This is a genomic window from Halorubrum salsamenti, assembly GCF_007671685.1.
Taxonomy (GTDB): Archaea; Halobacteriota; Halobacteria; order Halobacteriales; family Haloferacaceae; genus Halorubrum; species Halorubrum salsamenti.
In genome coordinates, this window is record NZ_VCNL01000003.1 from 177,003 (window position 1) to 197,447 (window position 20,445).

Annotated in this window: 22 protein-coding genes and 1 pseudogene; 11 read left to right on the forward strand and 12 right to left on the reverse strand. The window is 56.7% G+C overall.

Going from position 1 to position 20,445, the window contains the following annotated elements; genetic code table 11:
* Nucleotides 1-84: 84 nt before the first annotated feature.
* Nucleotides 85-648, reverse strand: a complete 564-nt coding sequence (locus tag FGL94_RS09935; RefSeq protein WP_206664917.1) for a hypothetical protein — start codon at nucleotides 646-648, stop codon at nucleotides 85-87.
* 378 nt (nucleotides 649-1,026) lie between these two features.
* Between FGL94_RS09935 and FGL94_RS09940 the strand changes: the two genes are divergently transcribed.
* The gene (locus tag FGL94_RS09940) at nucleotides 1,027-1,899 is read left to right on the forward strand and encodes a PGF-CTERM sorting domain-containing protein (protein ID WP_144924251.1); all 873 of its coding nucleotides are present in this window, start codon (nucleotides 1,027-1,029) and stop codon (nucleotides 1,897-1,899) included.
* Nucleotides 1,900-1,967: 68 nt separating this feature from the next.
* Here the strand turns inward: FGL94_RS09940 and FGL94_RS09945 are convergent, their stop codons facing one another.
* The 3 genes from FGL94_RS09945 to FGL94_RS09955 form a co-directional block, all read right to left on the reverse strand.
* A complete protein-coding gene (locus FGL94_RS09945) occupies nucleotides 1,968-2,795 on the reverse strand; it encodes an undecaprenyl-diphosphate phosphatase (protein ID WP_144924254.1) in 828 nt (275 codons plus the stop codon).
* A gap of 214 nt (nucleotides 2,796-3,009) precedes the next feature.
* Nucleotides 3,010-3,549, reverse strand: coding sequence for a hypothetical protein (locus tag FGL94_RS09950; RefSeq protein WP_144924256.1), 540 nt, complete (start codon nucleotides 3,547-3,549; stop codon nucleotides 3,010-3,012).
* Between the two features lie 169 nt (nucleotides 3,550-3,718).
* Nucleotides 3,719-4,819: a DUF4330 domain-containing protein gene (locus FGL94_RS09955; protein WP_144924259.1), complete on the reverse strand. Its 1,101-nt coding sequence runs from the start codon at nucleotides 4,817-4,819 to the stop codon at nucleotides 3,719-3,721.
* Nucleotides 4,820-4,951: 132 nt separating this feature from the next.
* Here FGL94_RS09955 and FGL94_RS09960 point away from each other — a divergent pair, with 132 nt between their 5' ends.
* The 7 genes from FGL94_RS09960 to FGL94_RS09990 all read left to right on the forward strand — a co-directional run bounded on the left by FGL94_RS09960 (nucleotide 4,952) and on the right by FGL94_RS09990 (nucleotide 9,267).
* Nucleotides 4,952-5,398 (forward strand): VanZ family protein, encoded by a 447-nt coding sequence (locus tag FGL94_RS09960; RefSeq protein WP_144924261.1) that lies wholly within the window; start codon nucleotides 4,952-4,954, stop codon nucleotides 5,396-5,398.
* Between the two features lie 68 nt (nucleotides 5,399-5,466).
* The gene (locus FGL94_RS09965; RefSeq protein ID WP_144924264.1) at nucleotides 5,467-6,453 is read left to right on the forward strand and encodes an NAD-dependent epimerase/dehydratase family protein; all 987 of its coding nucleotides are present in this window, start codon (nucleotides 5,467-5,469) and stop codon (nucleotides 6,451-6,453) included.
* A 250-nt stretch (nucleotides 6,454-6,703) separates the two neighbouring features.
* Nucleotides 6,704-7,219, forward strand: a complete 516-nt coding sequence (locus FGL94_RS09970) for a hypothetical protein (protein WP_144924267.1) — start codon at nucleotides 6,704-6,706, stop codon at nucleotides 7,217-7,219.
* Nucleotides 7,206-7,733 carry a metal-dependent hydrolase gene (locus FGL94_RS09975; protein WP_277752617.1) on the forward strand — a complete coding sequence of 176 codons (528 nt, stop codon included), beginning with the start codon at nucleotides 7,206-7,208 and terminating at the stop codon, nucleotides 7,731-7,733. Before FGL94_RS09970 ends, FGL94_RS09975 begins: the two co-directional genes overlap by 14 nt.
* Nucleotides 7,734-7,745: 12 nt before the next feature.
* Nucleotides 7,746-8,249 (forward strand): sugar phosphate nucleotidyltransferase, encoded by a 504-nt coding sequence (locus FGL94_RS09980; protein ID WP_144924274.1) that lies wholly within the window; start codon nucleotides 7,746-7,748, stop codon nucleotides 8,247-8,249.
* 318 nt (nucleotides 8,250-8,567) lie between these two features.
* Nucleotides 8,568-8,693, forward strand: coding sequence for a hypothetical protein (locus FGL94_RS18795; RefSeq protein ID WP_277752618.1), 126 nt, complete (start codon nucleotides 8,568-8,570; stop codon nucleotides 8,691-8,693).
* Nucleotides 8,694-8,745: 52 nt separating this feature from the next.
* Nucleotides 8,746-9,267 carry a DUF7342 family protein gene (locus FGL94_RS09990; RefSeq protein ID WP_186313381.1) on the forward strand — a complete coding sequence of 174 codons (522 nt, stop codon included), beginning with the start codon at nucleotides 8,746-8,748 and terminating at the stop codon, nucleotides 9,265-9,267.
* A 698-nt stretch (nucleotides 9,268-9,965) separates the two neighbouring features.
* Here FGL94_RS09990 and FGL94_RS18295 read toward each other — a convergent pair.
* From FGL94_RS18295 to FGL94_RS10010, 4 genes are all read right to left on the reverse strand, one after another.
* The gene (locus FGL94_RS18295) at nucleotides 9,966-10,133 is read right to left on the reverse strand and encodes a hypothetical protein (protein ID WP_186313382.1); all 168 of its coding nucleotides are present in this window, start codon (nucleotides 10,131-10,133) and stop codon (nucleotides 9,966-9,968) included.
* Between the two features lie 358 nt (nucleotides 10,134-10,491).
* On the reverse strand, nucleotides 10,492-10,959 hold the full coding sequence (locus FGL94_RS10000) for a Cdc6/Cdc18 family protein (RefSeq protein ID WP_241659156.1): 468 nt from the start codon (nucleotides 10,957-10,959) through the stop codon (nucleotides 10,492-10,494).
* 249 nt (nucleotides 10,960-11,208) lie between these two features.
* Nucleotides 11,209-12,507, reverse strand: coding sequence for an RNA-guided endonuclease InsQ/TnpB family protein (locus FGL94_RS10005; protein ID WP_144924280.1), 1,299 nt, complete (start codon nucleotides 12,505-12,507; stop codon nucleotides 11,209-11,211).
* 598 nt (nucleotides 12,508-13,105) lie between these two features.
* Nucleotides 13,106-13,420 carry a hypothetical protein gene (locus tag FGL94_RS10010; RefSeq protein ID WP_144924284.1) on the reverse strand — a complete coding sequence of 105 codons (315 nt, stop codon included), beginning with the start codon at nucleotides 13,418-13,420 and terminating at the stop codon, nucleotides 13,106-13,108.
* A gap of 93 nt (nucleotides 13,421-13,513) precedes the next feature.
* Between FGL94_RS10010 and FGL94_RS10015 the strand changes: the two genes are divergently transcribed.
* Complete coding sequence (locus FGL94_RS10015) at nucleotides 13,514-13,852, forward strand: hypothetical protein (RefSeq protein WP_186313383.1); 339 nt, start codon at nucleotides 13,514-13,516, stop codon at nucleotides 13,850-13,852.
* Between the two features lie 96 nt (nucleotides 13,853-13,948).
* Nucleotides 13,949-14,791 (forward strand): annotated as a pseudogene (locus tag FGL94_RS10020) (cell division control protein Cdc6); the annotation flags it as partial.
* 200 nt (nucleotides 14,792-14,991) lie between these two features.
* Here the strand turns inward: FGL94_RS10020 and FGL94_RS10025 are convergent.
* The 3 genes from FGL94_RS10025 to FGL94_RS10035 all read right to left on the reverse strand — a co-directional run bounded on the left by FGL94_RS10025 (nucleotide 14,992) and on the right by FGL94_RS10035 (nucleotide 18,437).
* Nucleotides 14,992-16,527, reverse strand: coding sequence for a flippase (locus FGL94_RS10025; RefSeq protein WP_321168829.1), 1,536 nt, complete (start codon nucleotides 16,525-16,527; stop codon nucleotides 14,992-14,994).
* 68 nt (nucleotides 16,528-16,595) lie between these two features.
* On the reverse strand, nucleotides 16,596-17,216 hold the full coding sequence (locus FGL94_RS10030) for an FkbM family methyltransferase (protein WP_206664918.1): 621 nt from the start codon (nucleotides 17,214-17,216) through the stop codon (nucleotides 16,596-16,598).
* 342 nt (nucleotides 17,217-17,558) lie between these two features.
* Nucleotides 17,559-18,437, reverse strand: a complete 879-nt coding sequence (locus FGL94_RS10035; protein ID WP_144924290.1) for a hypothetical protein — start codon at nucleotides 18,435-18,437, stop codon at nucleotides 17,559-17,561.
* 405 nt (nucleotides 18,438-18,842) lie between these two features.
* Here FGL94_RS10035 and FGL94_RS10040 point away from each other — a divergent pair, with 405 nt between their 5' ends.
* Entirely contained in the window at nucleotides 18,843-19,466 is a 624-nt protein-coding gene (locus FGL94_RS10040) for an FkbM family methyltransferase (RefSeq protein WP_186313384.1), read from the forward strand.
* A gap of 49 nt (nucleotides 19,467-19,515) precedes the next feature.
* Here the strand turns inward: FGL94_RS10040 and FGL94_RS10045 are convergent, their stop codons facing one another.
* Nucleotides 19,516-20,445: a glycosyltransferase family 2 protein gene (locus FGL94_RS10045; protein WP_144924295.1), complete on the reverse strand. Its 930-nt coding sequence runs from the start codon at nucleotides 20,443-20,445 to the stop codon at nucleotides 19,516-19,518.

Here is a 20,445-nt window from a genome sequence, read left to right on the forward strand (position 1 = left end):
GTTAGCCTTTCGAACACGTGTCGAAAGACGCAAGCGGGCGTCGAGTGGTCACCGTGAGGATGCCGACCACATTCTAACACCGATCTAAGTGAGAATTAATCGTGATTTCGAGCCTATTACAATTTGCTTCTGTCTGCTCGTGTGCGTATGTCTGGCCGCAAGGCTGTTGTCGCGTGGGTTTGTGCGGCGGTTCTCCTCTCGACGTTCACGTTCGCTGGAGTCATCGGTGGGGGTGTCGCAGCTGCTGGAGACGACGCGGATATCCACGTGACGAACATCGATGTCGAAGACACGGATGTGTACGAGGACGAAGAATCCGACAGATCCGACGATTCTGACGACGACGACGAGCCAGACGAAGACGAGAACGAGGAAGAGGAAGAGGACGACGACGACGAGCCAGACGAGAGTGACGATCCCGGCGAAGACGATCCCGGCGAAGACGATCCCGGCGAAGACGATTCCGAAGATCCCGACAGAGGCGACGAGGGTGACGATCCCACCGAGGACAGTGCCGGCGGGCACGACAATGACGGAGGCGATTCTGAAGATCTCGACGAATCTGAACAGGACGAGTCCGGTGAGAATGACTCTGACGAGAACAACCCCGACGACGGCGAGCAAGACGACCCCGACGACGGCGAGCAAGAGAATAGAAATGAGCCAGGTGAGAACAATTCTGACGAGGACGAGCCAGACGAGGGCGATACTTCCGAAGGTCCGGACGAAGGTGAACAAGGCGAGCCCAGTGAGAACGATTCTAATGAGGACGAGCCAGACGAGGGCGATACTTCCGAAAGTCCGAACGAAAGTGAACAAGGCGAGCCCAGTGAGAACGATTCTAATGAGGACGAGCCAGACGAGGACGAGCCAGACGAGGGCGATACTTCCGAAAGTCCGGACGAAGGTGAACAAGGCGAGCCAGACGATTCTGAATCGTCTGGATCACCCGACTCCTCCGGATCGTCGGGGTCATCGGGGTCGTCTGGGTCGTCGGGGTCGACCACGACGGGCGGTGCGCCAACCGTGGTCCGGTCCATATCGGACGGCGCCGTCACGATCAGCGTTGACGGGGTGAACGGGGAGGGGTACGACTTCTCGGTGGGGCTTGCCGGCCCATCGGAGGTTCAAGAAGTGTCGCTGTCCACACTCACAATCGACCCGGCTGAAGATCAGGAGGCGTTCGAGGCGACGGTCGGGCGGCCGAGGGGCGACCCCGGAGCCCGCGCCGCCGTTCCGCGGGGTACCGTACTAGGGTATGTGAATATCACCTCGACGCTTGACGCGACCGACACGGGTGCGGCGACGCTGGAGTTCGCCGTGAACGATGAAGCGCTCCCCGATAGGCTTGGCCCCGAGGACGTCGCAGTGATGCGGTACGCGGACGGCGAGTGGACGACGACCGACGTCACACACGAGACGACTGAAGACGGGCACCGGGTGACGCTCCCCCACGCCGCCCCCGTCGCCGTCGTCGCGCTTGGATCCGGTAACAGCGTCGCGCTTGAGTCCAGCAGCATCGAGGTCGTTGACGCCGAACTCCTCGCGGATCAGGTCCGGGCCGGCTACGAGACGACGCTGCGTGCGACAGTTCGGAACACCGGCGACGCCCCGGCAAACCGAACGCTCACCGTTACGATAGACGACGAGTCCGTTGCCGAACGGGAGGTAGCGCTCGCTCCCAACGAGACGGTCATCATCCGGATCGGGTTCACTCCGAGCGAGAGCGGCACGGTCTCACTCGATGGCGACGAGATTGGTTCCATCGACCTCTTCGTGGAGGACGACGCGGCCTCGCCGGCCACCGAGACGGAAGAGTCTGTCCCGGGCTTCGGTCCGGTCGTGGCGGTAGTCGCGCTTCTGGTCGCGACGCTGGCCCTTCGGGCCAACCGTCAGTGAACGGTGGGAGGAGCGGACAATTTCCACGTGATCTCTCGAAAAGGCGTCCGAGGCCCGGAAGCGTCGGATCACACGACGACCGACACGATCCCGCCGCCCGCGATCGCCAGCCCGCCGAGGCCGAAACAGACGGCCCAGAAGGGAACGCGATCGACGACCCGCATGAGCGCGTCGATCGTGAGATAGCCGACGATCGCGCTCACAGAGAGCGCAACGAGGGCGGCCGTCGGGCTGATCCCCGGAAGCCCGCCGGCGCTGAGCAGGGTGAGAACGGCGGCGCCGAGACTCGCCGGAATCGAGAGCAGAAAGGAGAGCCGGAACGCGGCCGGTGGCTCGTAGCTGCGAAACAAAAAGGCACTCGTGGTCATGCCCGACCGCGATATCCCGGGCAAAATGGCGATGCCCTGGACGGCGCCGACGAGGAGTGAGTCGGTGAGTGTTGGGGCGGTGTGTCCCCCCATCGAGACCGATTCGGAGGCAAGCTGGAGAAGGCCGGTCGCGATGAGCAAGACCCCGATCACGCTGATGAACATCCCACCGGTGAGTTGGCCAACGAGATCGACGGCGAAGACGTACAGCGGGATGCCGACGAGTCCCGTCATCAGGCAGGCGACGACGATGTACGAGGCGATCGCGTTGTCGCCCTCATACGCCGCACGGGGTCGCCAGCCCGGGACGGCTTCGAGCGCGGTCCGGATCTCGCCGCGGTAGTACGTCGCCGCCGACAGCGTCGTCCCCACTTGCAAGAACAGCGCGAGTTGCAGCGCGACGTCGGGCTCCATGCCCACCAACGCGAGGACCAACGACAGGTTCCCCTGACTGGAGACGGGAAGCCACTCGACGATGCCTTGGACGATCCCCGCGAGGATCGCGATGAGCAGGTCCGAGAGCGTCACTACGTGAACTCGTGGGATCCGACTACTTAAGCGGCACAGATTCGCGATGCGGGTGACGGCGGATGTGGCGGCGTCGGGGCGAGCCACGGCGACGGTGACAGCACGCTGGCCGCCTGCGGCAGCTCACCGAACCGCTTTCCGAGACAGTCGGACGGGTCGTCTTCCCACGTGACTGTGCCAAGGGAGTCTGCAAGGGCAGCGCTCCAGAGACGCGTCACGTCGAGTCATCGCGCTCGGTGTCAGACGGACCGTCTTCGCGGTGATCAGCGTCATCCACTTCCTGGTCTGTTCCAGAATCCGGCGGCGCCGGCGGTTCAAACGCCGTAATCGCGAGCTCGACGGGGCGCGTCTCCCGCAGCGTCGCCCAGTCGCGATCGTCTTGCATGGCGATCACCCCCGCCACGGCCAGTCCGACGCCAACTGCGACGCGCGTGAGAGCGGTCGCACCGAGCACGCCGCTCACAGCGACGACGATTCCGAGGGCGGCAAGCACGAGCCCACCCGCGCGAAGCGGGGCCGCGATCGCGGCGGTACTCCCCCGGGTGGCGATAGCGACGGCACGCGAGCCCGCCGCCGCATCCGCGAGTCGATCGATGGTCCGATCGAGCACGCGCAGGATCGGTCCCACGGTCCACGTTTCCCGTAAGTCGATCACGATGACCTCCGGGTCCGGCTCGGCGGTCAACCACTGGTAGATCGCGGAGTGACGCACCCACGACGAAATCCGCCGGCTCCCGGCCCGAACAGCGGACACGATCGTTGACCCAGCGAGTATGGACGAGCGCTCATCAGCCGGCGAGTCACGCCGAGCGGTGGCCTGGCCAGTGTCGTCCGTCGGGCGCGGACTCACGTGAGCGTCACCTCGACGGATCGAAGACGCGACTGCGACAGGCGGACACGGAGAGAGCAGCCGCCACACCGGGTCATCCGCCGATACTCACCACTTCGGCCTCGACGAGGACGGTCCCGAGATCGAGGGTGACGGTCGTGCCGCTGCGTAACGGCTCACCCTTGAACTGGACGCCAGTGGCCGTCTCGCGAACCTGCAGATCCGCGGTGATCGTCACGTCACGGTTGACCGGGTGGTCGGCGACGGTGACGCTGCCGTCGTCACCGGTCGCGATGATGATCGACGGCTCAGTGTCGACGGCCGTGACTTCGGCGACGGGATCGCTCGTGGAGCCCTCGGTCATTTCCGGTCGGATCGCGTCGGCGGTGTCCCGGTGGACCTCGTCCATGCGGAGCGTGACCGATCGCGTCGCGGTCTCGCCCAACTGGAGATCGCCGTTCACGCGCTCGATCTGGCCGTCGATAGTGTACTCGTCGGCAGGCAGAGTGAGCGACTGGCCACGCTGGAGCGGGACACCACCGAAGCGAGCCTGCCCGTCCTCGCGGTGGGCGTCGAGCGTCGTTTCGAGGAAGACCCGCGTCTGGGAGGCGTTGCCCGTCGCGTAGGTCGCGACCTCCTCGACCGTCGCGACGGTCCGTCCGGCGAGACGGACCTCGTCGCCGGCGGTCACAGACGCCGCGGTCTCCGTATCGAGCGTGTCACGGAGGATCACGCGCTGGTCGGTGCGATCGAGCGCGTCGTCGTCGCCGACCGCCCGGATCTGCCCGCTCACCTCGTAGCGGGTGGTGGCGATAGTGAGGCTCCGGCCGAGCCGCGGCGGGGCACCCGCGTACGAGACGGTGTCGTCGCCCGGAGTGCCGTCCAGTTGGACGCGAAGCGTGACGCCGACGTCGTCCTCGCGTGGCGTGAGATGGACGTCCGTGACCGTGATCGTCGAGGAGCCGTCCGGTTCGTAGGTGTCGCCCTCGTTGATCGCGTCGACGACGTATGCGGGTTGCGTTCCCATATCGAGGGTGGCGTAGGTGGTTTCGGTGTCCGGTTCGGGTGCGGGATCGTCGCCGCCGAAGACGAGCGCGACGCCCGCGACGACGACCGCGAGGAGAAGGAGGACAACGAGTGCGTCGACGACGTTGACCACGCCGAAGAGGTCGCCGTCGTCGTCGATCAGTTCCATCTGAGACCCTCCGAAAGCGGCATTGTCACATGCAACTTGTGCATGGGTCAAAAGCGTATTCGTTCGGCCTGTCCTGCGCGGCGGGCGAAATCCTGTGGTCTTTAGTTGCTCTGCGAAGAGCTGCGAACAAAGATGGTTCGCGTCCGGCTCCCGCTCGTCCCGCGATCGCTCCGGTGGGGAGTCGTCCTCGCGGTCGCGGCGACGATTCTGTACTTTTCGGTGTTTACCCCGCCCGGTAGCGGCGTGATCAGACGGGGGCCATTTGGCGTGCTCGCGTACAGCACGTGGCTGCACGGGCTGGCCTATGCCGGGCTCGCCGTCACGCTCGCGTACGCGTTTCAGGATCGACCGTGGCGCGATCGGTCCGTCCTCGGTGTCGTGTTTCTGATCGCGGTGGGGTACGGGGCGGGTATCGAGCTGCTCCAGTTGACGCTGGACGCGCGGACTGCCAGTGGTGGTGACCTGCTCGTGAACGCGGTTGGAGCGGCCGTCGCCGCGGTCTGTTGGCGGGTGCTGACGCGTCGGGTGCGGTTCTATCGGGCCCGCCGGCTGGCAGAGTTTGAAGCGCCGGTTGAATAGTCAGAACCGGAGCATCTTCCAGTTCGACGAACCGCGCGAGTTTTGTGTCGGCCTTTAGAAAGGCGCGTATGCGTATCCTCGTGACGGGAGGGGCCGGATTCATCGGCGGCCACCTCGCCGAGTCGTTCCTCGCCGACGGCCATGACGTGACTGTCCTCGACAATCTCGAACCCTTCTACGCCGAGGGGATCAAGCGCCACACGATCGACGTCCACCGCGAGGTGGCCGAGGACCGAGCCGTCGAGTACCGGTTCGTCGAGGGGGACGTGCGGGACGCCGAGACGGTCCGAGCGGTCGTCGACGGCGCGGACATCGTGGTCCACCAAGCCGCGCAGGCGGGCGTACGCGAGAGCGTGGATAATCCCCGGAAGGTGACCGACATCAACGTTGACGGGACGGTGAATCTCCTGGAGGCGTCGAAAGCGGCGGACGTCGAGCGAGTGATCCTCGCGAGTTCCTCGTCGGTGTACGGCAAGCCGCGCTCGCTGCCCTACGAGGAGGATCACCCCACCGAGCCCGTGAGTCCCTACGGCGTGACGAAACTGACGCAAGAGCACATGGCGCGGGTGTACACCGAGCTTCACGGTCTCCCGACGGTCTGTCTGCGGTACTTCACCGTCTACGGCCCGCGGATGCGGCCGAATATGGCGATCTCGAATTTCGTCTCGCGGTGTCTGAACGGCGAGCCACCGGTGATCTACGGGGACGGCCAGCAGACGCGTGACTTCACCTACGTGGCCGACGTGGTCGACGCGAATCGGACGCTACTGGAGTCGGACGCCGCCGATGGCGACGTGTTGAACATCGGGAGTTCGGACAACATCTCCATTCAGAAGTTGGCCGAGACGGTGCGAGACCAGTTGGCACCCGAACTGGAGATCGAGTACGAATCCGCGCGGGAGGCCGACGCCGAGCACACGCACGCGTCCGTCGAGAAGGCCGGCGGGCTGATCGGGTACGAGCCCTCGCGGACGATCGCGGAGGGGGTTGGGGAGTTCATCGAGTGGTATCAGGCGAACCGCGAGTGGTACGAGCCGCTCGTGCGGGAGTCGTAGGCGGCTCTGGTTTGAGACAGGATTGGGCTTGTTGACAGGGAACAATGCCGTGGCCGGTGTGTGACGGGCTTCGAGAAGTCCGTCACGTGAGAGGGCGATTCACTCGGGCAGGGGCATCGCTTCGAGTTTACAAAGCGATGGACGAAATCGAACGCCGTTCACCGACTCATCAGGATCCGAAAGGGGTTGATTTGTCACTGAGACACACTATCGATGGATCTTTATCCGTTACCGACGGACGACTCCCTAGATGGCTACTGCTGTCGGGTACCGACTAGTCGCACTCGGAGTCTGTGTTATCCTTCTCAGTGGGCTCTTTGTGCTTGCCGGCGCGGGATATCCAGCACCCGCAAGCTCGGGGCCTGACCTCGCGGAGCCCGACGTAGCACCAGCCGATCTGGCCGGCGACCATGTCGAGACGGGTGGCGTCGTGATCGCAACTGATCCAGTCATTATCGAGGTCACCGACCGCACCACCACACAACACCTCCCTGTCGAGAATGCGCCGGACGTCGCCGTGGGCCAAGAGATCGTCGTCGATGGCACGCTCACGACGGACGGGACGCTTACCGCAGATCGGGACCGGGCAGTCGTGCGAGAGCCGTGGGAGACGGCGTACATGTACGCGGTCTCGGTGCTTGGAGCACTGTTCGTTGCGCTCCGGATCGCCGATGGGTGGCGGTTCGATCCGGAGACGGTTACCTTCTCGCCGCGGGACACGCCACTTCACACCCGCTATTTATCGGAGGATGATGCCAGTGGCTGACCTCTTCACGCATATTTTGATTGGGTACACCCTCGCGATCGTGCTCTCGTGGCGGTACGAGTGGATCTCCTATCCGTTCGTCACGGCGGTAATGATCGGATCGACGCTCCCAGATCTCAATCGGATCGATCTGGTGGTCCCCGAGGAAACGGTGACAGCTCTCTTGGGGCTGCCGTTCACGTGGAGCCCGCTCCACCGTGTCGGCGGCACGCTCCTGATCGTGTGCATTGGCGCACTCCTCGTCCCGAACGCGTATCGGCGTGTCGTGTTCGCTCTCTTGAGTGTTGGTACCGCGTCTCACTACGCGCTCGATTTGCTGTTGTATAAGCCGTCCGGGATCACGAGTCCGTTGCTGTGGCCGTTCGTCACACATGGCCTTGCCGTCGACGGGTTTTATCTCAGTACCGACCGGTGGCCGATAGTCGCTGCGACGGTGCTCGCTGGTCTCGTGTGGGTCGTCGATCGTCGCCGGATGCGCACAGATCACTTCGACACGTCAGTGACCCACGACTGAAGTCGTGAGCCACTGACGTACGTCCACCAGCGGGAGCGGCTGGGACTCGGGCATGCGGTGTTACAGGCGGAGCCGCACGTCGACGGGGCGTTCCTGCTCGTGAACGGCGACAACGTCTTTGCGGGTAGCGTCGAGCCCGCGGTCGAGGCTGTCGGGGAGGCGGACGCCGCGCTTGCGGTCGAGGAGGTATCGTCCGAGGTCGCGGCGACGACCGGCGTGATTGAGACGGACGAGAGGGGGCGCGTGACGGGGATCGTCGAGAAGCCGGCGGAGCCGTCGTCGACGCTCGTCACGACCGGGTGTTACGTGTTGCCCGAGGACGTCTTTCACGCGTGTGCGCTGCTCCGGCCGTCGGCCGAGGGCGAGTACCAGCTGAGCGAGGCCGTGGGCCTGTTGGTGCGGGCAGGGTACGAGGTGGCGACGGTTCGGGTGGGTGAGCGCGTGAACGTGAACACGTCGGAGGATACCGAGCGGGCGAGCGAGTTGGTGCGCGGGGAGAAAGGGACGGGTTCCTGATACTTCGCCGTGTCGAGTGTTCTCGGAGACGACAAACGACAGGTCTGCATCGCACTCCACAGCGTCACGTGTTCGACATGGGTACCCAGATGGCTCCACCCCTCACCCCGTCTCGGAAGGAACACTCGACGCGGTGGGGTAGGGGAGCGGATGAACGCTTCGGGGGCCACGATCGACACCGATCCCACACAGAAGCGCTGGATCTGGCCGGTGAGATCGGCAAATGGCTTGTTCAGTTCGTCCAGTACGGACTGGACCAGTTGACCGGCGATTCCTCGGGCCAGAGCGATTAACGGCTTTCGAAATGTCCGTTTCGGTATGGCCACGGAGAAAGAGACGGAAACAGCATCTCCGCTCGATGAGGTGATAGAGGACATCCGGCGGGTGGCGGCGGACGACCGGGATTCGAACCGGAACATGTACGACGCGCTCAAAAGCGAGTGAGAAATATCTACAATCCCTTGGATATATGTTTTTCCAGAGCATAGGAGGCCCTATGCCGAACGAAACGGACGCTGCCGATTCAAACGCTCCCTCGATGACGCGAGGTGAGCGAGTTCGTGCGGCCGCGCGAACGCTCCGAACGCCCCGAACCGCATCGTGGGTGGCCGAGGAAACAGAAACCACGACGAAGACGGCCCAAAAGTACCTCGATCAGCTCGTCGAGGATAACGTTTTACAGAAGACCGACCGCGGGAGCCAGACGCTCTACTGTGTCGATCAACTGATGGCGACCTATCGCGAAGTCGCGGCCCTCCAGCGCGAGCACGACCGAGAGGAACTTGCCGACGCCCTGGAGTCGATGCGGGCGCGGATCGCAGAGTGGGAAGCCGAGTACGACGTCGAGTCGCCAAGCGAACTCCTCGCGAGTGTCGCCGACGTCGATACCCCTGACGAGGCCGAGAGACGGCGTGCGATCGCCAGCGAGTGGGAACACCTCGCTGACCGGTTGCCGGTCGTGAAGGCAGCGCTGAAAGAGTACGATTGGGCGACCGATCGAGACGGGGTTCCGGTCTGAACGATGGGGTTGCCAGGGACGATCGACACGTCTGTCTACGACGGGCTTCGTGACGTCTTAAATCGACATCCCAAAGTCACAACGGTTGGCTTTGAGCCGGACAGTATCTCGAAAGAATACATTCGGGCGACTATCGCTCCGGATCGAATTGCGCCGCCAACTGGTCCGGAGTCCCCACTACTCGAAGTGGAGTGGCGGTTTCGACGAGAAACGGAATCCTATCGAATCCACTACGCGGACCCGAACACAGGCTTCGACTGTGGGTGGCACCGCGACAAGGATCACCCGGATCTAGGTTCGGTACACTTTCAGTACGAACACCGAAACACAGGGGAATCCGATCGGACACGCACAGAATTCACGAAATCTGTTCCGACAGAAGTTCTGTGGACCGCGCTTCAGCGGTTGTTCGAAACGAAGATACCAGCATATGCGTCGAATCGATAGGTGTTCGCTCAAAGCTCCGGATATCCGACTGTTCCACGGGGGCATAATACACGAACCCGTCCGTGGCAAATCATCACAGAGCCCGCTAAGACGGGTGAAGTTGATATCGACAATCTGTTTTGAGTACCGAAGACGCTTGATCACCTCTTCCGACGGCGTTCCTGTCGGTCCCTCTGTGTGGCCCAGCAGCTGATCGATGGAATTAGTGGACCCGTCGTTGGTGCCACTCATTGCGACCTAACGAAAATGGCTTAGTCGTCGGAAAACATCCGGCGACGGTCCGTGGACTCCGACTCGGACTCTTCGGTATCGACCTGCTCTTCGGCCAGCTCGTGCCAGCCCCGGGCCACCGTTTCGATGGACTGGCCGGTCGCGTCGGCAACATCTTCAGCAGTCACGACGTGGTCGGGGTCCACCATCTCATCTAGGTACAGTCACCGGCCCAACTAAAAGACTTCGAAAAGTCGAATTATGCGGTATGAAGGCCTTTCCAGTTGGTTTTGCGTTTTTCGGGACGAGCCCCTGACACCCCACGGCGTCGAGTGTTCGATACGGGTGACGTTCGCGTTCGAGCAGGACGCCCTGGCACGAACCCGCGATTCGTGTCGCTGTATCGACGTATTTCGGAGGCTTCCGAGTTGGATCGCGTACGGTGGGGGTGATAGGGACACACCTCGTTTCGTCTGCCCGGGAACGGTCCCGGCAGGGTTCCCCCAATTCTCACTCGCTTAGCAGCAAAGTGAGAGAGTACGTTTCGTCTGTCTTCGCGGCCGGGTGTCACCGGTCGCGTTCCGTTTCGATCTCGTCTCTAATCGCGAGGACGATCTCGGGGTCGAGATCGAGGCCGTACTCGTCGTACCGGCCGCCGCTCTCGCCGCGATTCCGGTTCGTCCGTTGGAGGAAGCCGAGCCTGTGGAGCTCCGAGAGGTGGTTCTGGATGCTTTTCAGCGTCGTACGCGAGTCCACGGCGTGTGCGTTCGCCCCGCGCTCGTACCGGGTTTTGATTGTCTTCGACCGGGCCGGCGTCGCGCCTCGTTCTTCGAGGGACGCGGGCGGTTCGATCAGCAGTTGGGCGTACTGGGTCTGGTCTCGGATCCGATTGCGTAGCTGACCGCACTGGACGAGGTCCTGGGCCTCGACGATGTGCGAATCGTCGACGCCGTCGTCGCTGCGCTTCTTCGCCACCTCGCCGCCGACTCTGAAGAGGAAGCAAGCGGGCGAGTCGGTGGGCGGAGCGCTCGACACCCCACTGTGTCGAGTGCTTTCTTGGTCGGGGCAGCAGTCGGATCCCCCACTCCACCGTATCGAGCGTTACCACGAGACAGTTGGCACGGGTACGGGCATACTCGATACCGAGTGAGATCACTGGTCTCGACAGTGGATTCCTTCGGTAGTCGTACACATCGTCCCTGGATGATCGTTGACTGTCCGTTTGGTGTTGGTCACGCGGGTTGGTCGTCGCTGGCGTCACCGAGAGACACACCTCGTACCGAGTCAGTGACTCACGACTGAAGTCGTGGGCTTGTCAGTGGACTCCCCTTCTGCCGTCGAGTCGACGGAGGCGATAAATTCGCCGTTCAGGTTCAGCGTCCCTGACTTCAGCGCACACTGACAGGGTGCGCCTCCACTCGAAGACTTCTGCCCCGAGCGGAGACGTTTCAATAGTTTTCGAGCGATGTTTTTGCTCGCGTTATAATCCGCGTTCAGCTCGTAGTCGCATTTTTGACACACGAACTGGTGTTTCGATTTCCGATTCCTCTCGTGTGTAAAGCCGCACTTCGAACACCGCTGGCTCGTGTACGCCGGACTCACCTGCTCAACTTCGATATCGAGCGTCTCGGCTTTGTACTCGACGTACTCGTATAATCGGCGGAACGCCCACGCGTGGAACCGCTTCGCACGAGCCATCCGATCGCGGATATCCGTCAGATTCTCGAACGCGATGTGCGTACATTCGTGGTCGCGAGCTTCGTCGAGAATCCGGTTCGAAGCGCGGTGGAGTTCGTTCTGCATCCAGCGGTGTTCTCGGTCGTCCATCGACTGGATCGACAGGTGCGCCGACCGCGTACCCGCCTGTTGCATCGACCCGCGCGTTTTCTCGAATTCGCGGCGTCGATGGTTCATCTCGTCGGCGTTCCCGATGAACGCACCCGTAGAAGTCACAGCGAGCGAGCCGTCCACGTTCAGATCAACGCCAAGGACTGTTCTGTGCTCGGCGTTAGAAACAGCCGTGGACTGCTCGTGTTCGTCTGTGGTACGGCGCATACGCGCGTGGAGGTAGAACGCCTCGCTCGAGCGGTCGTACTGAAGCGTGGACATCCGGAACTCGTAGTCCTCGTTCAGTAGGTACTCGCCGATCGGTGTCTCCTCAGGATCGTCAGGAAGTACGTACTCGCACTCGACGCGCCCGTTCACTGTTGAAAGAGAGACGTGGTCGCGGTGGAACGTCGCGCTGCGCTTGTCGTAAACGACGCTCCACGCGTCGAAGTGTGGTTGACTCGTGGGTTCGCCCTTTTTGAGTCGGGCAACACCGCTTTTGCTGGCCTCGATAGCGCGTCGAATCCCCTTCTGAACGAGGTTCGCAGTTAGCTCGGTTTCATCCCGGAGTCGGTCGTACAGAGCGGTTTCGGCTTTCTGTTTCGAGGTGACACAGTGTTCGTCTGGGTGTCTCCACGCCCAGGCTGCGGTCGTGTTCGCACAGTGGAGAAACTGGTCTTTCGTCTGATGGAGGTCGTCGCACCGCTCCTCGGGTACGTCAAGCTTGACTTTGACGGTGCGGATCACATCCCCCATCTGTATTTCACATTTTAATCTGTTTATTTATAAATTCTACGGCTGGTAGTTGGGAGTCAGATTGCTATCGCTCGTGGTATGTTACGGGGAGTGTCGGATTCCTCCAACGGCTGAATCCGTAGGCTTCCTCCTTACTCCTCTGTGAGCCTGAAGTCTGGTTGGAGGTATCGTTCTAACTGAACTGGGTCACGCTGACTGCGTTGTACTGTTTCGGCAGGTGTCACTCGGTCCGACGTGTGTGACGACGGTTTGACGGGGTTTCATCTCTTGATTTCACTCGGTATACGGTGTGTCCCTCGTACTGCCCACCCGAAGGGCCCGACGTTGCCAGTACGAGTTCGACGTCGGTGTCGTCGGCAATGTCGTTCGGGGATTTCGATTTTATTGCGCTCCCGACAGGCGTGGCGACGCGGATGACGTGAGGCAGTGAGGTCGGTCAGCGTTGTTCGGATGGTCCCAAGTGGTTCTGCTCAAACACTCGACACGATGGGTTCTCAGGGGAAAGTGTCCCACCCTGTCTCGAAAAGAACACTCGACACGGTGGGGTGGGGGTGGCGATGAACGCGACGGGACCACGGTCCGTTTTCAGTATATGAAATCACTTCCAATCGTGCTCTTCGATACCCTCGTAGTGCTTTAGGCGACTGTCGATCTCCCAAGCCTCCCAGCCACACTCCTGGTAGAGGACATCGGCGAGTTTGTCGAAGCGACTCTTGTTAAGTTCGATACCGCGGTTTCCGCGGTAGGTGATGTAGGGTTCGCGGCGAAGATCGGCGTAGACATCTCGCGCAGTCGGGTAGTCGCCGTCGATCGCTGAGAGATTGAGGAGCGCCTCCTCCGTGATCGGTGTACCCCACTTGTGTTTCGCTATCATCGTCGCGAGGAGGGCACATTTCACCGACGGCTTCTCCATGGCGGAGAAATAAATCCACGCTCATATAAAGGCTGTTAATAGCTGTTAACGCTAGTGGGAACACTTATACACACGCAGATGGTGGCTTTCTGTATGAGCAGTATGGAGCACGCGGACGACCGCGGGGCGAAGAAGGAACTCCGGAAGGAGCACCCGAGCGGGTGGCTCTACCTCACGCAGCACGATGCGATCCCGATTCTCGTCGACGCGTTGCTTGATCTCCCGCCAAATCGTGAGTTCAACAAAACCGAACTCGCAGAACACGCCGGCGTCACGCGCCAAACTGTTGGCAACTACACGGACCTCTTGTGTGAGGTTGAACTCATCGAGGACGTTCCGAACACGTCACCACGCCGGTATCGGGTCGCGGACAGCGATGTCGTCCGTGAGCTCTTCGAGTTGAATAGCGCGCTTAACAGCGTCGGGGAGTAGTCGCTGCCCACGAGGCATTCTTGTGTACTCCCGCCGGTGTTCGGAATCGGGGTTCGCAGCCTCGTCAACGGGTGACTTCTAGAGCGGACCAACCGATTCTCGGAGCGGGGACTCGGGACTGGAGACGCGTTCGACGAACTGTACCGACAGTTCGATCGCATCGGCGGGACGCACCTCGTCGTGTTCGACGAGATCGACCATCTGGAGGACGCGAACACGCTGCTGTACGAACTACCACGCGCGCGAGCGAACGGTCACATCACGGACGCGAAGGTCGGCGTGATTGGGATCAGCAACGACTACACGTTCCGACAGACGCTCTCGCCGAAGGTGAAGGATACGCTGATGGAGACCGAGAGCTCCGTCAGTCCGTACGACGCCGCGGAACTGCGAACGATTCTGGAACACCGTGCGGACCGCGCCTTCGTCGACGAGGCGTGTGACACGTCGGCGATCGCGAAGGCGGCAGCGTTGGCCGCACAGGACATGGGGAACGCGCGGCAGGCGCTCGATCTGCTCCGCGTCGGAGCGGAGCTGGCCGAGCAGAACGGCGAGGCGCCGGTCACGGATGCGCACATCGAGACCGCACGGGAACGGGTCCAGCGCGGTCGGGTCGCGAACAAGATCCGAGACCAGACAGAACACGCGCAGTACATCCTCGAAGCGATCGCGAACCTCCAGACGGGCGGGGAGGTCCCGGCGCGATCGAAGGAGATCCAGCGAACGTATGAGCGGGTGGCGGAGTCGCACGCCGCCTCGCCGCTGTCGACGCTGAAGAGTATCCAAGACCACCTCTCGGACCGCCACATGCTGGGGTTCCTTCGACGCCACGAGCAGAACAAGGGATTGAGCGGCGGGCAGTACTACGAGTATGAGTTAGACCTCGATCCGGCGATCGTCTTAGAGACGCGGACGGAGATCGCCGAGCACACACAGTGAAAGCACACGAAATGTACTCTGTCTCTCGGAGGGACGCGAGCGGGAAAGCATACGAAACGTACTCTCCCATAGTTCGATTGGTAGATGTAAATCCACACTCACTATTTTATAAAGAGACCATTCGACCGAGCAATGAGTTTCTACGGGAGAAGAGGTTTTAGCGAGACCTCTTGGTACGCTACAATAGATACGTATTATAATCAGCTAACAAACTGTATTATAGATTTAGCCTGATCTCGAATCGGCTCCGGTAATCTCTGTGTGATTAATTCGGTTTCTTTCGGTGAGATTACAGAGAGCCTGAGGGTCAATACGGCATATACAACGAATCCGACGGGCGGGACCACGATCAGGGAAGCAATTGACGAGTCGATTGCTGATGAGAGCCCGAAGATGGCACCAGCAGCGAGGAGGGCAACGACTGTGATCCTCGTAAGACGGAGATCGTCAATCGGATCGAATCCGACTCGCCGCGCAGCGATCACGTGAAGTACCAACATCGATCCGTAGCCGATGCTCGTGGCGACAGCTGCTCCACGAGTTCCGTACGTTGGAATTAGTAGCGCATTCAGGCAGAAGTTAATAACCGAAGCTGTCCCGGTTGCGAGAATTAGCACGCGAAGTTGGCCCTTTCCCTGTCCGATGGCGAATATTGGACGAGCGAGCGCAAAACCGAGGACACCCGGGAGTAACAAGAGGAGAGGTAAGATGGCAGCGTCAAAGCCGGACCCGAAATAAAGCGGAACGAAGTCTCGAACAAGCGCTGCTAACCCGATCGCGACCAACAGTACGAGCGATAAATTATATCGTGTCGTTTGAGACGCTAATTCTGTAATTTGCTCTGTGCGGTCGTTTGCCCAGAGTTCCGAAGATGAGTGGAGAAGTACCGTCTGTAATGCGTGCGGCACGAACCAGAGAAACTCAGCGACGACGAGTGCTGCCTTGTAGTATCCGGTCGCTTGATCGCCGGTTAGCACTCTGAGGAATAGAATATCGACGTGATACAGCGACGCCGTTAATAGGATTAGAATGACACTAAGACTGTTAAAGGAAAGCAATTCCCTCTTCGGAAATTCGTCGGGAAGACGTATGAAAATAGATTGAAATCTGATATGTCGAAATAAGATTGCGTACGCAAGGATCGAGACGATTAAAGTAGCAATGATCTGTCCAACAAGAACACCGACGAGTCCGTAACCAATGTACACGAGTGAGAGTCCGAGGAACCCATATAAAAGTTCCTTAAGAATACTTAGCGGTTCACTCCGGTGTTCAAGCCCAAGCCCCATCAATCCCCCACGAGCGATGGAGTTCGCCTGACGGAGAATAATTAGGATAGCAAGAAGATAAAAATAGATCTCAAACTCGTCTCCGAAGAAACGCCCAGAAAGGCCAGACCATGAGAACGCAAAATACGCCAATGCTGCGGAAACAGCTAGTACGAAAGCAGCTCGAAGATAGAATGCGAAGACATGTTCGGACCAGTTTGACTCCACTCGATTCTCAGCAATATATTTTCGAGTTCCATCAAAGATCCCAGCATTAGCGAAAGTCATCGTAATGGTTAAAATTGAGAACAGAAAGGCATAGTTCCCGTATTGGGAACTACCAAGTAATCGGACGAGAATTGGCGTTATTAGGAGTCCAAGAACGAGAGTAGCTACCCTTGATCCGAAAACTGAAATAAATCCTCGACTGATGTTACTCATAGCTTTCAAGAGATATTGGATAGTCATCAGATGAATGTGTGTTTTGAGCGATATAGAGACATACAGTCATAAAGACGGACACTTGTTATTGATATCTACTTTGATGCCCGGAAGAATATCTCACTTCCACGTCGAGACATCTCCGTCAGTTCAAATCCGGCATCTGTGAGAAACTTTTCAACATCAGATACATCTCCACCGAAGTCCGCGATTTTCTCGGAGTGTACTTCGACGTATATTAGCCGGCAGCTCTCGCGAATCGTCTCCTGAAGTCCCCGAAGCACAGATAGTTCAGCACCTTCGACGTCGATCTTCACGACGGTTGGTTTGGGAAGCTTGCGCTTTTCTACTATTGTGTCGCCTCTAGCGGTCTCGACTTTAAGCGTTCGTCCGTCGCTATTAGTCGCAATAGCGTGTTGTCCTTCACCAGCCTCTTCGCCGGTAAGAGCGAAATCGACTGTTCCATCGGTATCAGACAGCGCGACTCGAATGATTTTGGCGTCAAGGCTATTTAGTTCAAGATTATCTTGTAGACGGTCAGCGTTTTCTGGTTCTGGTTCGAACGCAACTGTTCTACCGGAGCCGAGTTCAGCAGCAGCGAAACAGGTGTAAGTACCAACATTCGCACCAATATCATAAAAAACATCATTAGAATCGATGGTAGTTAGTAAATCTTTGATGATAGAGCGTTCACCAACGAGATTGCGGAAGCGCATAAACTCAGTGAATGTGTCGGTGCGAAAGGTAACTGAATGATTATTTATATTATGTGTCTGTGTATCCTCAAGAGTATACACAAGTTGCCAGAATGGTCGTGATAAGATCTTATTGAGACCTATATTTCGAATGGTTTGACGAACCCTGCCAGAATAGAAGCGAGACCGAATATAGCGCAGTATTTTTCCAAAATTGGACAGCATAGACGGGTTGTTAGTAATTAGAAGTCAATAGGAATTGAAGAAGCCGTCGATCTTAGTTGAGTACTCCAGTTTGAATTTGATTTGAAGATGGAGATCTTTCTGGACGTTAATTGTGTGGGTTCTAGTTGATCGGTGAATTCAACCAGATATAGTTTCACGTATGTTTATGAGTGATAGTCTAGATAGTATTATTAGCTTATCAATTAGAGAGGTATGATACCGGATGTGTTCTTGTGGTGCTTTGACTACAAGATTTGTACTTATTTCTTTATATCTGACATCTGAGTTGAATGAGACATGTTCGCAAAAGTTCTTCGGTAATTTACCATTAGATTTATAACTGGCATCCCCCAGACTATTGAGATTGTAGATACCAAGACCACCAAATGCACTTTCAACGGATATTCGGTCGAGCTGCTGTAATTCATCTAATCTTTTTTGATTGGAGTATACATATTTTACTGTAGGAAAAAGTGGTCTACCCAAACCCCTCGATTTCTGAACATTTTTCCAACAGTCTGTTTCTATCCATCCTTTAGCTCGCAGTGCATAGATGTCATAGTATCGCGGTCTAGCTACTGGAAATACTGCATCTGTTTTACCACTTGCCACATATTTACACTCCTCAATAAAATCTGATTGATTAATAGATTGTGCGATCATGGAGTCAAGATCAATTGGAATGTAGAGTTGTGAATGATCAATTAACGAACTTCTGGTAGATTTATAGATGGAGTTGAAGAGACTCTCTCTAAGATGTGCAATTCGTTCTTCACGAACAGGGAACTCTTCATCTAAGTCGTCAAATAATTGTAATTCAATGGATGAGTTGTCCCTCTCAAGTGCTTTTAGAATATCCCGAGTATCATCTTTTGATCCATTTTCCGCTATGAATATTTTCCCGATTCCGACAGATTTGTCGTCGCAAATATCTAAGATTTTTTCTACGTTTGCTCCTACTGTGCCGCTAGCATCTCGGACAAGACCGGAAAAATATAAGTCAATTTTTTTACTCATTCTATCAACCTAGATCTCTGATCTAACGGAAATCGGGCTTTGATATATATCCTCGTATTGCGTCTCGCCACAGTAAACTCAATAGCTATTGCATAGGTAGAATATTTATTATTTACCAAGAGTTTCGATTAACCATGATGTGTATCAGTTAGACCAAGTAGCGCCAATAAGTCAGTTCTATGGATCTGACCCAACTCTGACCCCCAAAGGTATCTAAACAAGTACAGTACTGTGGACCGATAGTAAAATCTAAAGACAATGTTGATAAGTACATAAGATGAGCACACGGCTATGAGTTTAATTAGTAGAGCAATTCATTCTATTCGACGGAATGGTCTATATCAAACCCTCAAACTAGGCATCCCCTATGGTTATAATCGAATGATCGCTCCCCTACTACCAACAATGACAACTAAGCTCAACGGGGTTAGCGTAAATGCAGCACGATACAATCCTACTTCATTCCCTTGGAAGGTAGAGGCAGAACCAGACTATGAGTCTGGAATTATTTCAGGTATTAATAAGTGGGTGACAGAAGGAGAGACGATCGTCATTGTTGGTGGTGGATGGGGAGTCACAGCAGCACGAGCTGCGAAGGTGGCAGGACCATCTGGGAATGTGATTGTCTACGAAGGTTCAGAAGATGAAGTCAAGAAGATAAGAGAAACAGCAGAGATTAACGATATTAGTGAAAGAGTTAGTATCAATCACAGTATTGTCGGTCCCAAAATAAATCTCTATAGCCAGGAAGGTGATGCTCAACAGATTCCTCCTAAGGCACTTCCAGAGTGTGATGTATTAGAGTTGGACTGTGAAGGTGCAGAACTAGAGATACTCAAGAATATATCTATCAGACCGAAAGTTCTTCTCGTAGAAAGTCATGGGGTATATGGCGCATCTAGTGAAGAAGTAGAGAAAATATTGAAAGAATTGTCATATACAATACAATCAAAAGAAATCGCTGAAAAGCGGTTCGAAGATCTACACCGCGAACAGGACGTTTATGTAATTACTGCTACTCACAACTAATTACAGCTCTAGGGGATAACAAGAGTGGATGCGGCCATTTATTAGATAGCTATTTCCGTAACCGATTATATTTATTCAACAATCCCATCGATTTTAGCAGATTAATACAATATAGTTTTAATCTACTTTGATCTTTACTACCAATAAACTGATTATATCTAGAATTAATCTCTTCATTAATAAACGGTTGTTGTGGAAAATTCAATTCGGAGATGGGTCTAGTGTCTAGGTCTACATTGAATTTATCTGATTTCCCAGTGTGAGTTCCGGTCCCATCATGTCCAATATTCTTAATTTTTGAAGTAACCGGGTTAAGACATAATCCATTATTAGCAGCAATAGCATACGACCACCAAACTGCCCATGAATCAATATTACCTTTGAGTTGGTCTCGTATCATCGGATAAAGATCTTCTCCCGCATCTCGAGTTACTCTTTTAATTTCATTCTTTTTTGTTTTTAATTCTTCAAGAGTCATTGGATCCTGTTCAAAATGGTCCCATGCGGAACGCCATGTCCCCCAACCCCACGAAGCACTTCGATATGTAAAATATATATCATATGGATAATTACCAGGTATATTGATTGGTGGACTATAACCATTCACGTTCATTACCTGTTTGTCATCCGCATACTCTTCTAAAGAATTTTTCATAAATGATACAAAATTAGAGGCCGGGACACAGTCATCTTCAAGTACAATAATTCGTTGATGATCTTCAAATACGCGTTCGATCCCAGATACAATTGAGTCTGCCAGACCAATATTATGATTATGAGTAGTGACTGTCGTTCGACACCAGTCGACTTGCTCTGCACGTTTTCTAACATCAGCCACTTGTTCCTTATCTCGCTCATCCGTAGGACCATCAACAAATATATATAAATGATCAATATTGTTTTGCTGAAGACCAGATAAAACACGACTGAGGTGATTCGGCCGGTTATACGCAAACACTGCGATTCCAGTAGAAGCCAT

Coding starts and splice junctions, on each gene's coding strand:
- FGL94_RS09990 (WP_186313381.1), top strand. CDS start 8,746: ATGCCGAACGAAACGGACGCTGCCGATTCAAACGCTCCCTCGATGACG.
- FGL94_RS10045 (WP_144924295.1), bottom strand. CDS start 20,445: ATGGCTTCTACTGGAATCGCAGTGTTTGCGTATAACCGGCCGAATCAC.
- FGL94_RS10030 (WP_206664918.1), bottom strand. CDS start 17,216: ATGCGCTTCCGCAATCTCGTTGGTGAACGCTCTATCATCAAAGATTTA.
- FGL94_RS09965 (WP_144924264.1), top strand. CDS start 5,467: ATGCGTATCCTCGTGACGGGAGGGGCCGGATTCATCGGCGGCCACCTC.
- FGL94_RS10005 (WP_144924280.1), bottom strand. CDS start 12,507: ATGGGGGATGTGATCCGCACCGTCAAAGTCAAGCTTGACGTACCCGAG.
- FGL94_RS10010 (WP_144924284.1), bottom strand. CDS start 13,420: ATGGAGAAGCCGTCGGTGAAATGTGCCCTCCTCGCGACGATGATAGCG.
- FGL94_RS09970 (WP_144924267.1), top strand. CDS start 6,704: ATGGCTACTGCTGTCGGGTACCGACTAGTCGCACTCGGAGTCTGTGTT.
- FGL94_RS09955 (WP_144924259.1), bottom strand. CDS start 4,819: ATGGAACTGATCGACGACGACGGCGACCTCTTCGGCGTGGTCAACGTC.
- FGL94_RS10015 (WP_186313383.1), top strand. CDS start 13,514: ATGAGCAGTATGGAGCACGCGGACGACCGCGGGGCGAAGAAGGAACTC.
- FGL94_RS09975 (WP_277752617.1), top strand. CDS start 7,206: ATGCCAGTGGCTGACCTCTTCACGCATATTTTGATTGGGTACACCCTC.
- FGL94_RS09960 (WP_144924261.1), top strand. CDS start 4,952: ATGGTTCGCGTCCGGCTCCCGCTCGTCCCGCGATCGCTCCGGTGGGGA.
- FGL94_RS10040 (WP_186313384.1), top strand. CDS start 18,843: ATGACAACTAAGCTCAACGGGGTTAGCGTAAATGCAGCACGATACAAT.
- FGL94_RS10025 (WP_321168829.1), bottom strand. CDS start 16,527: ATGACTATCCAATATCTCTTGAAAGCTATGAGTAACATCAGTCGAGGA.
- FGL94_RS18795 (WP_277752618.1), top strand. CDS start 8,568: ATGGCCACGGAGAAAGAGACGGAAACAGCATCTCCGCTCGATGAGGTG.
- FGL94_RS18295 (WP_186313382.1), bottom strand. CDS start 10,133: ATGGTGGACCCCGACCACGTCGTGACTGCTGAAGATGTTGCCGACGCG.
- FGL94_RS10035 (WP_144924290.1), bottom strand. CDS start 18,437: ATGAGTAAAAAAATTGACTTATATTTTTCCGGTCTTGTCCGAGATGCT.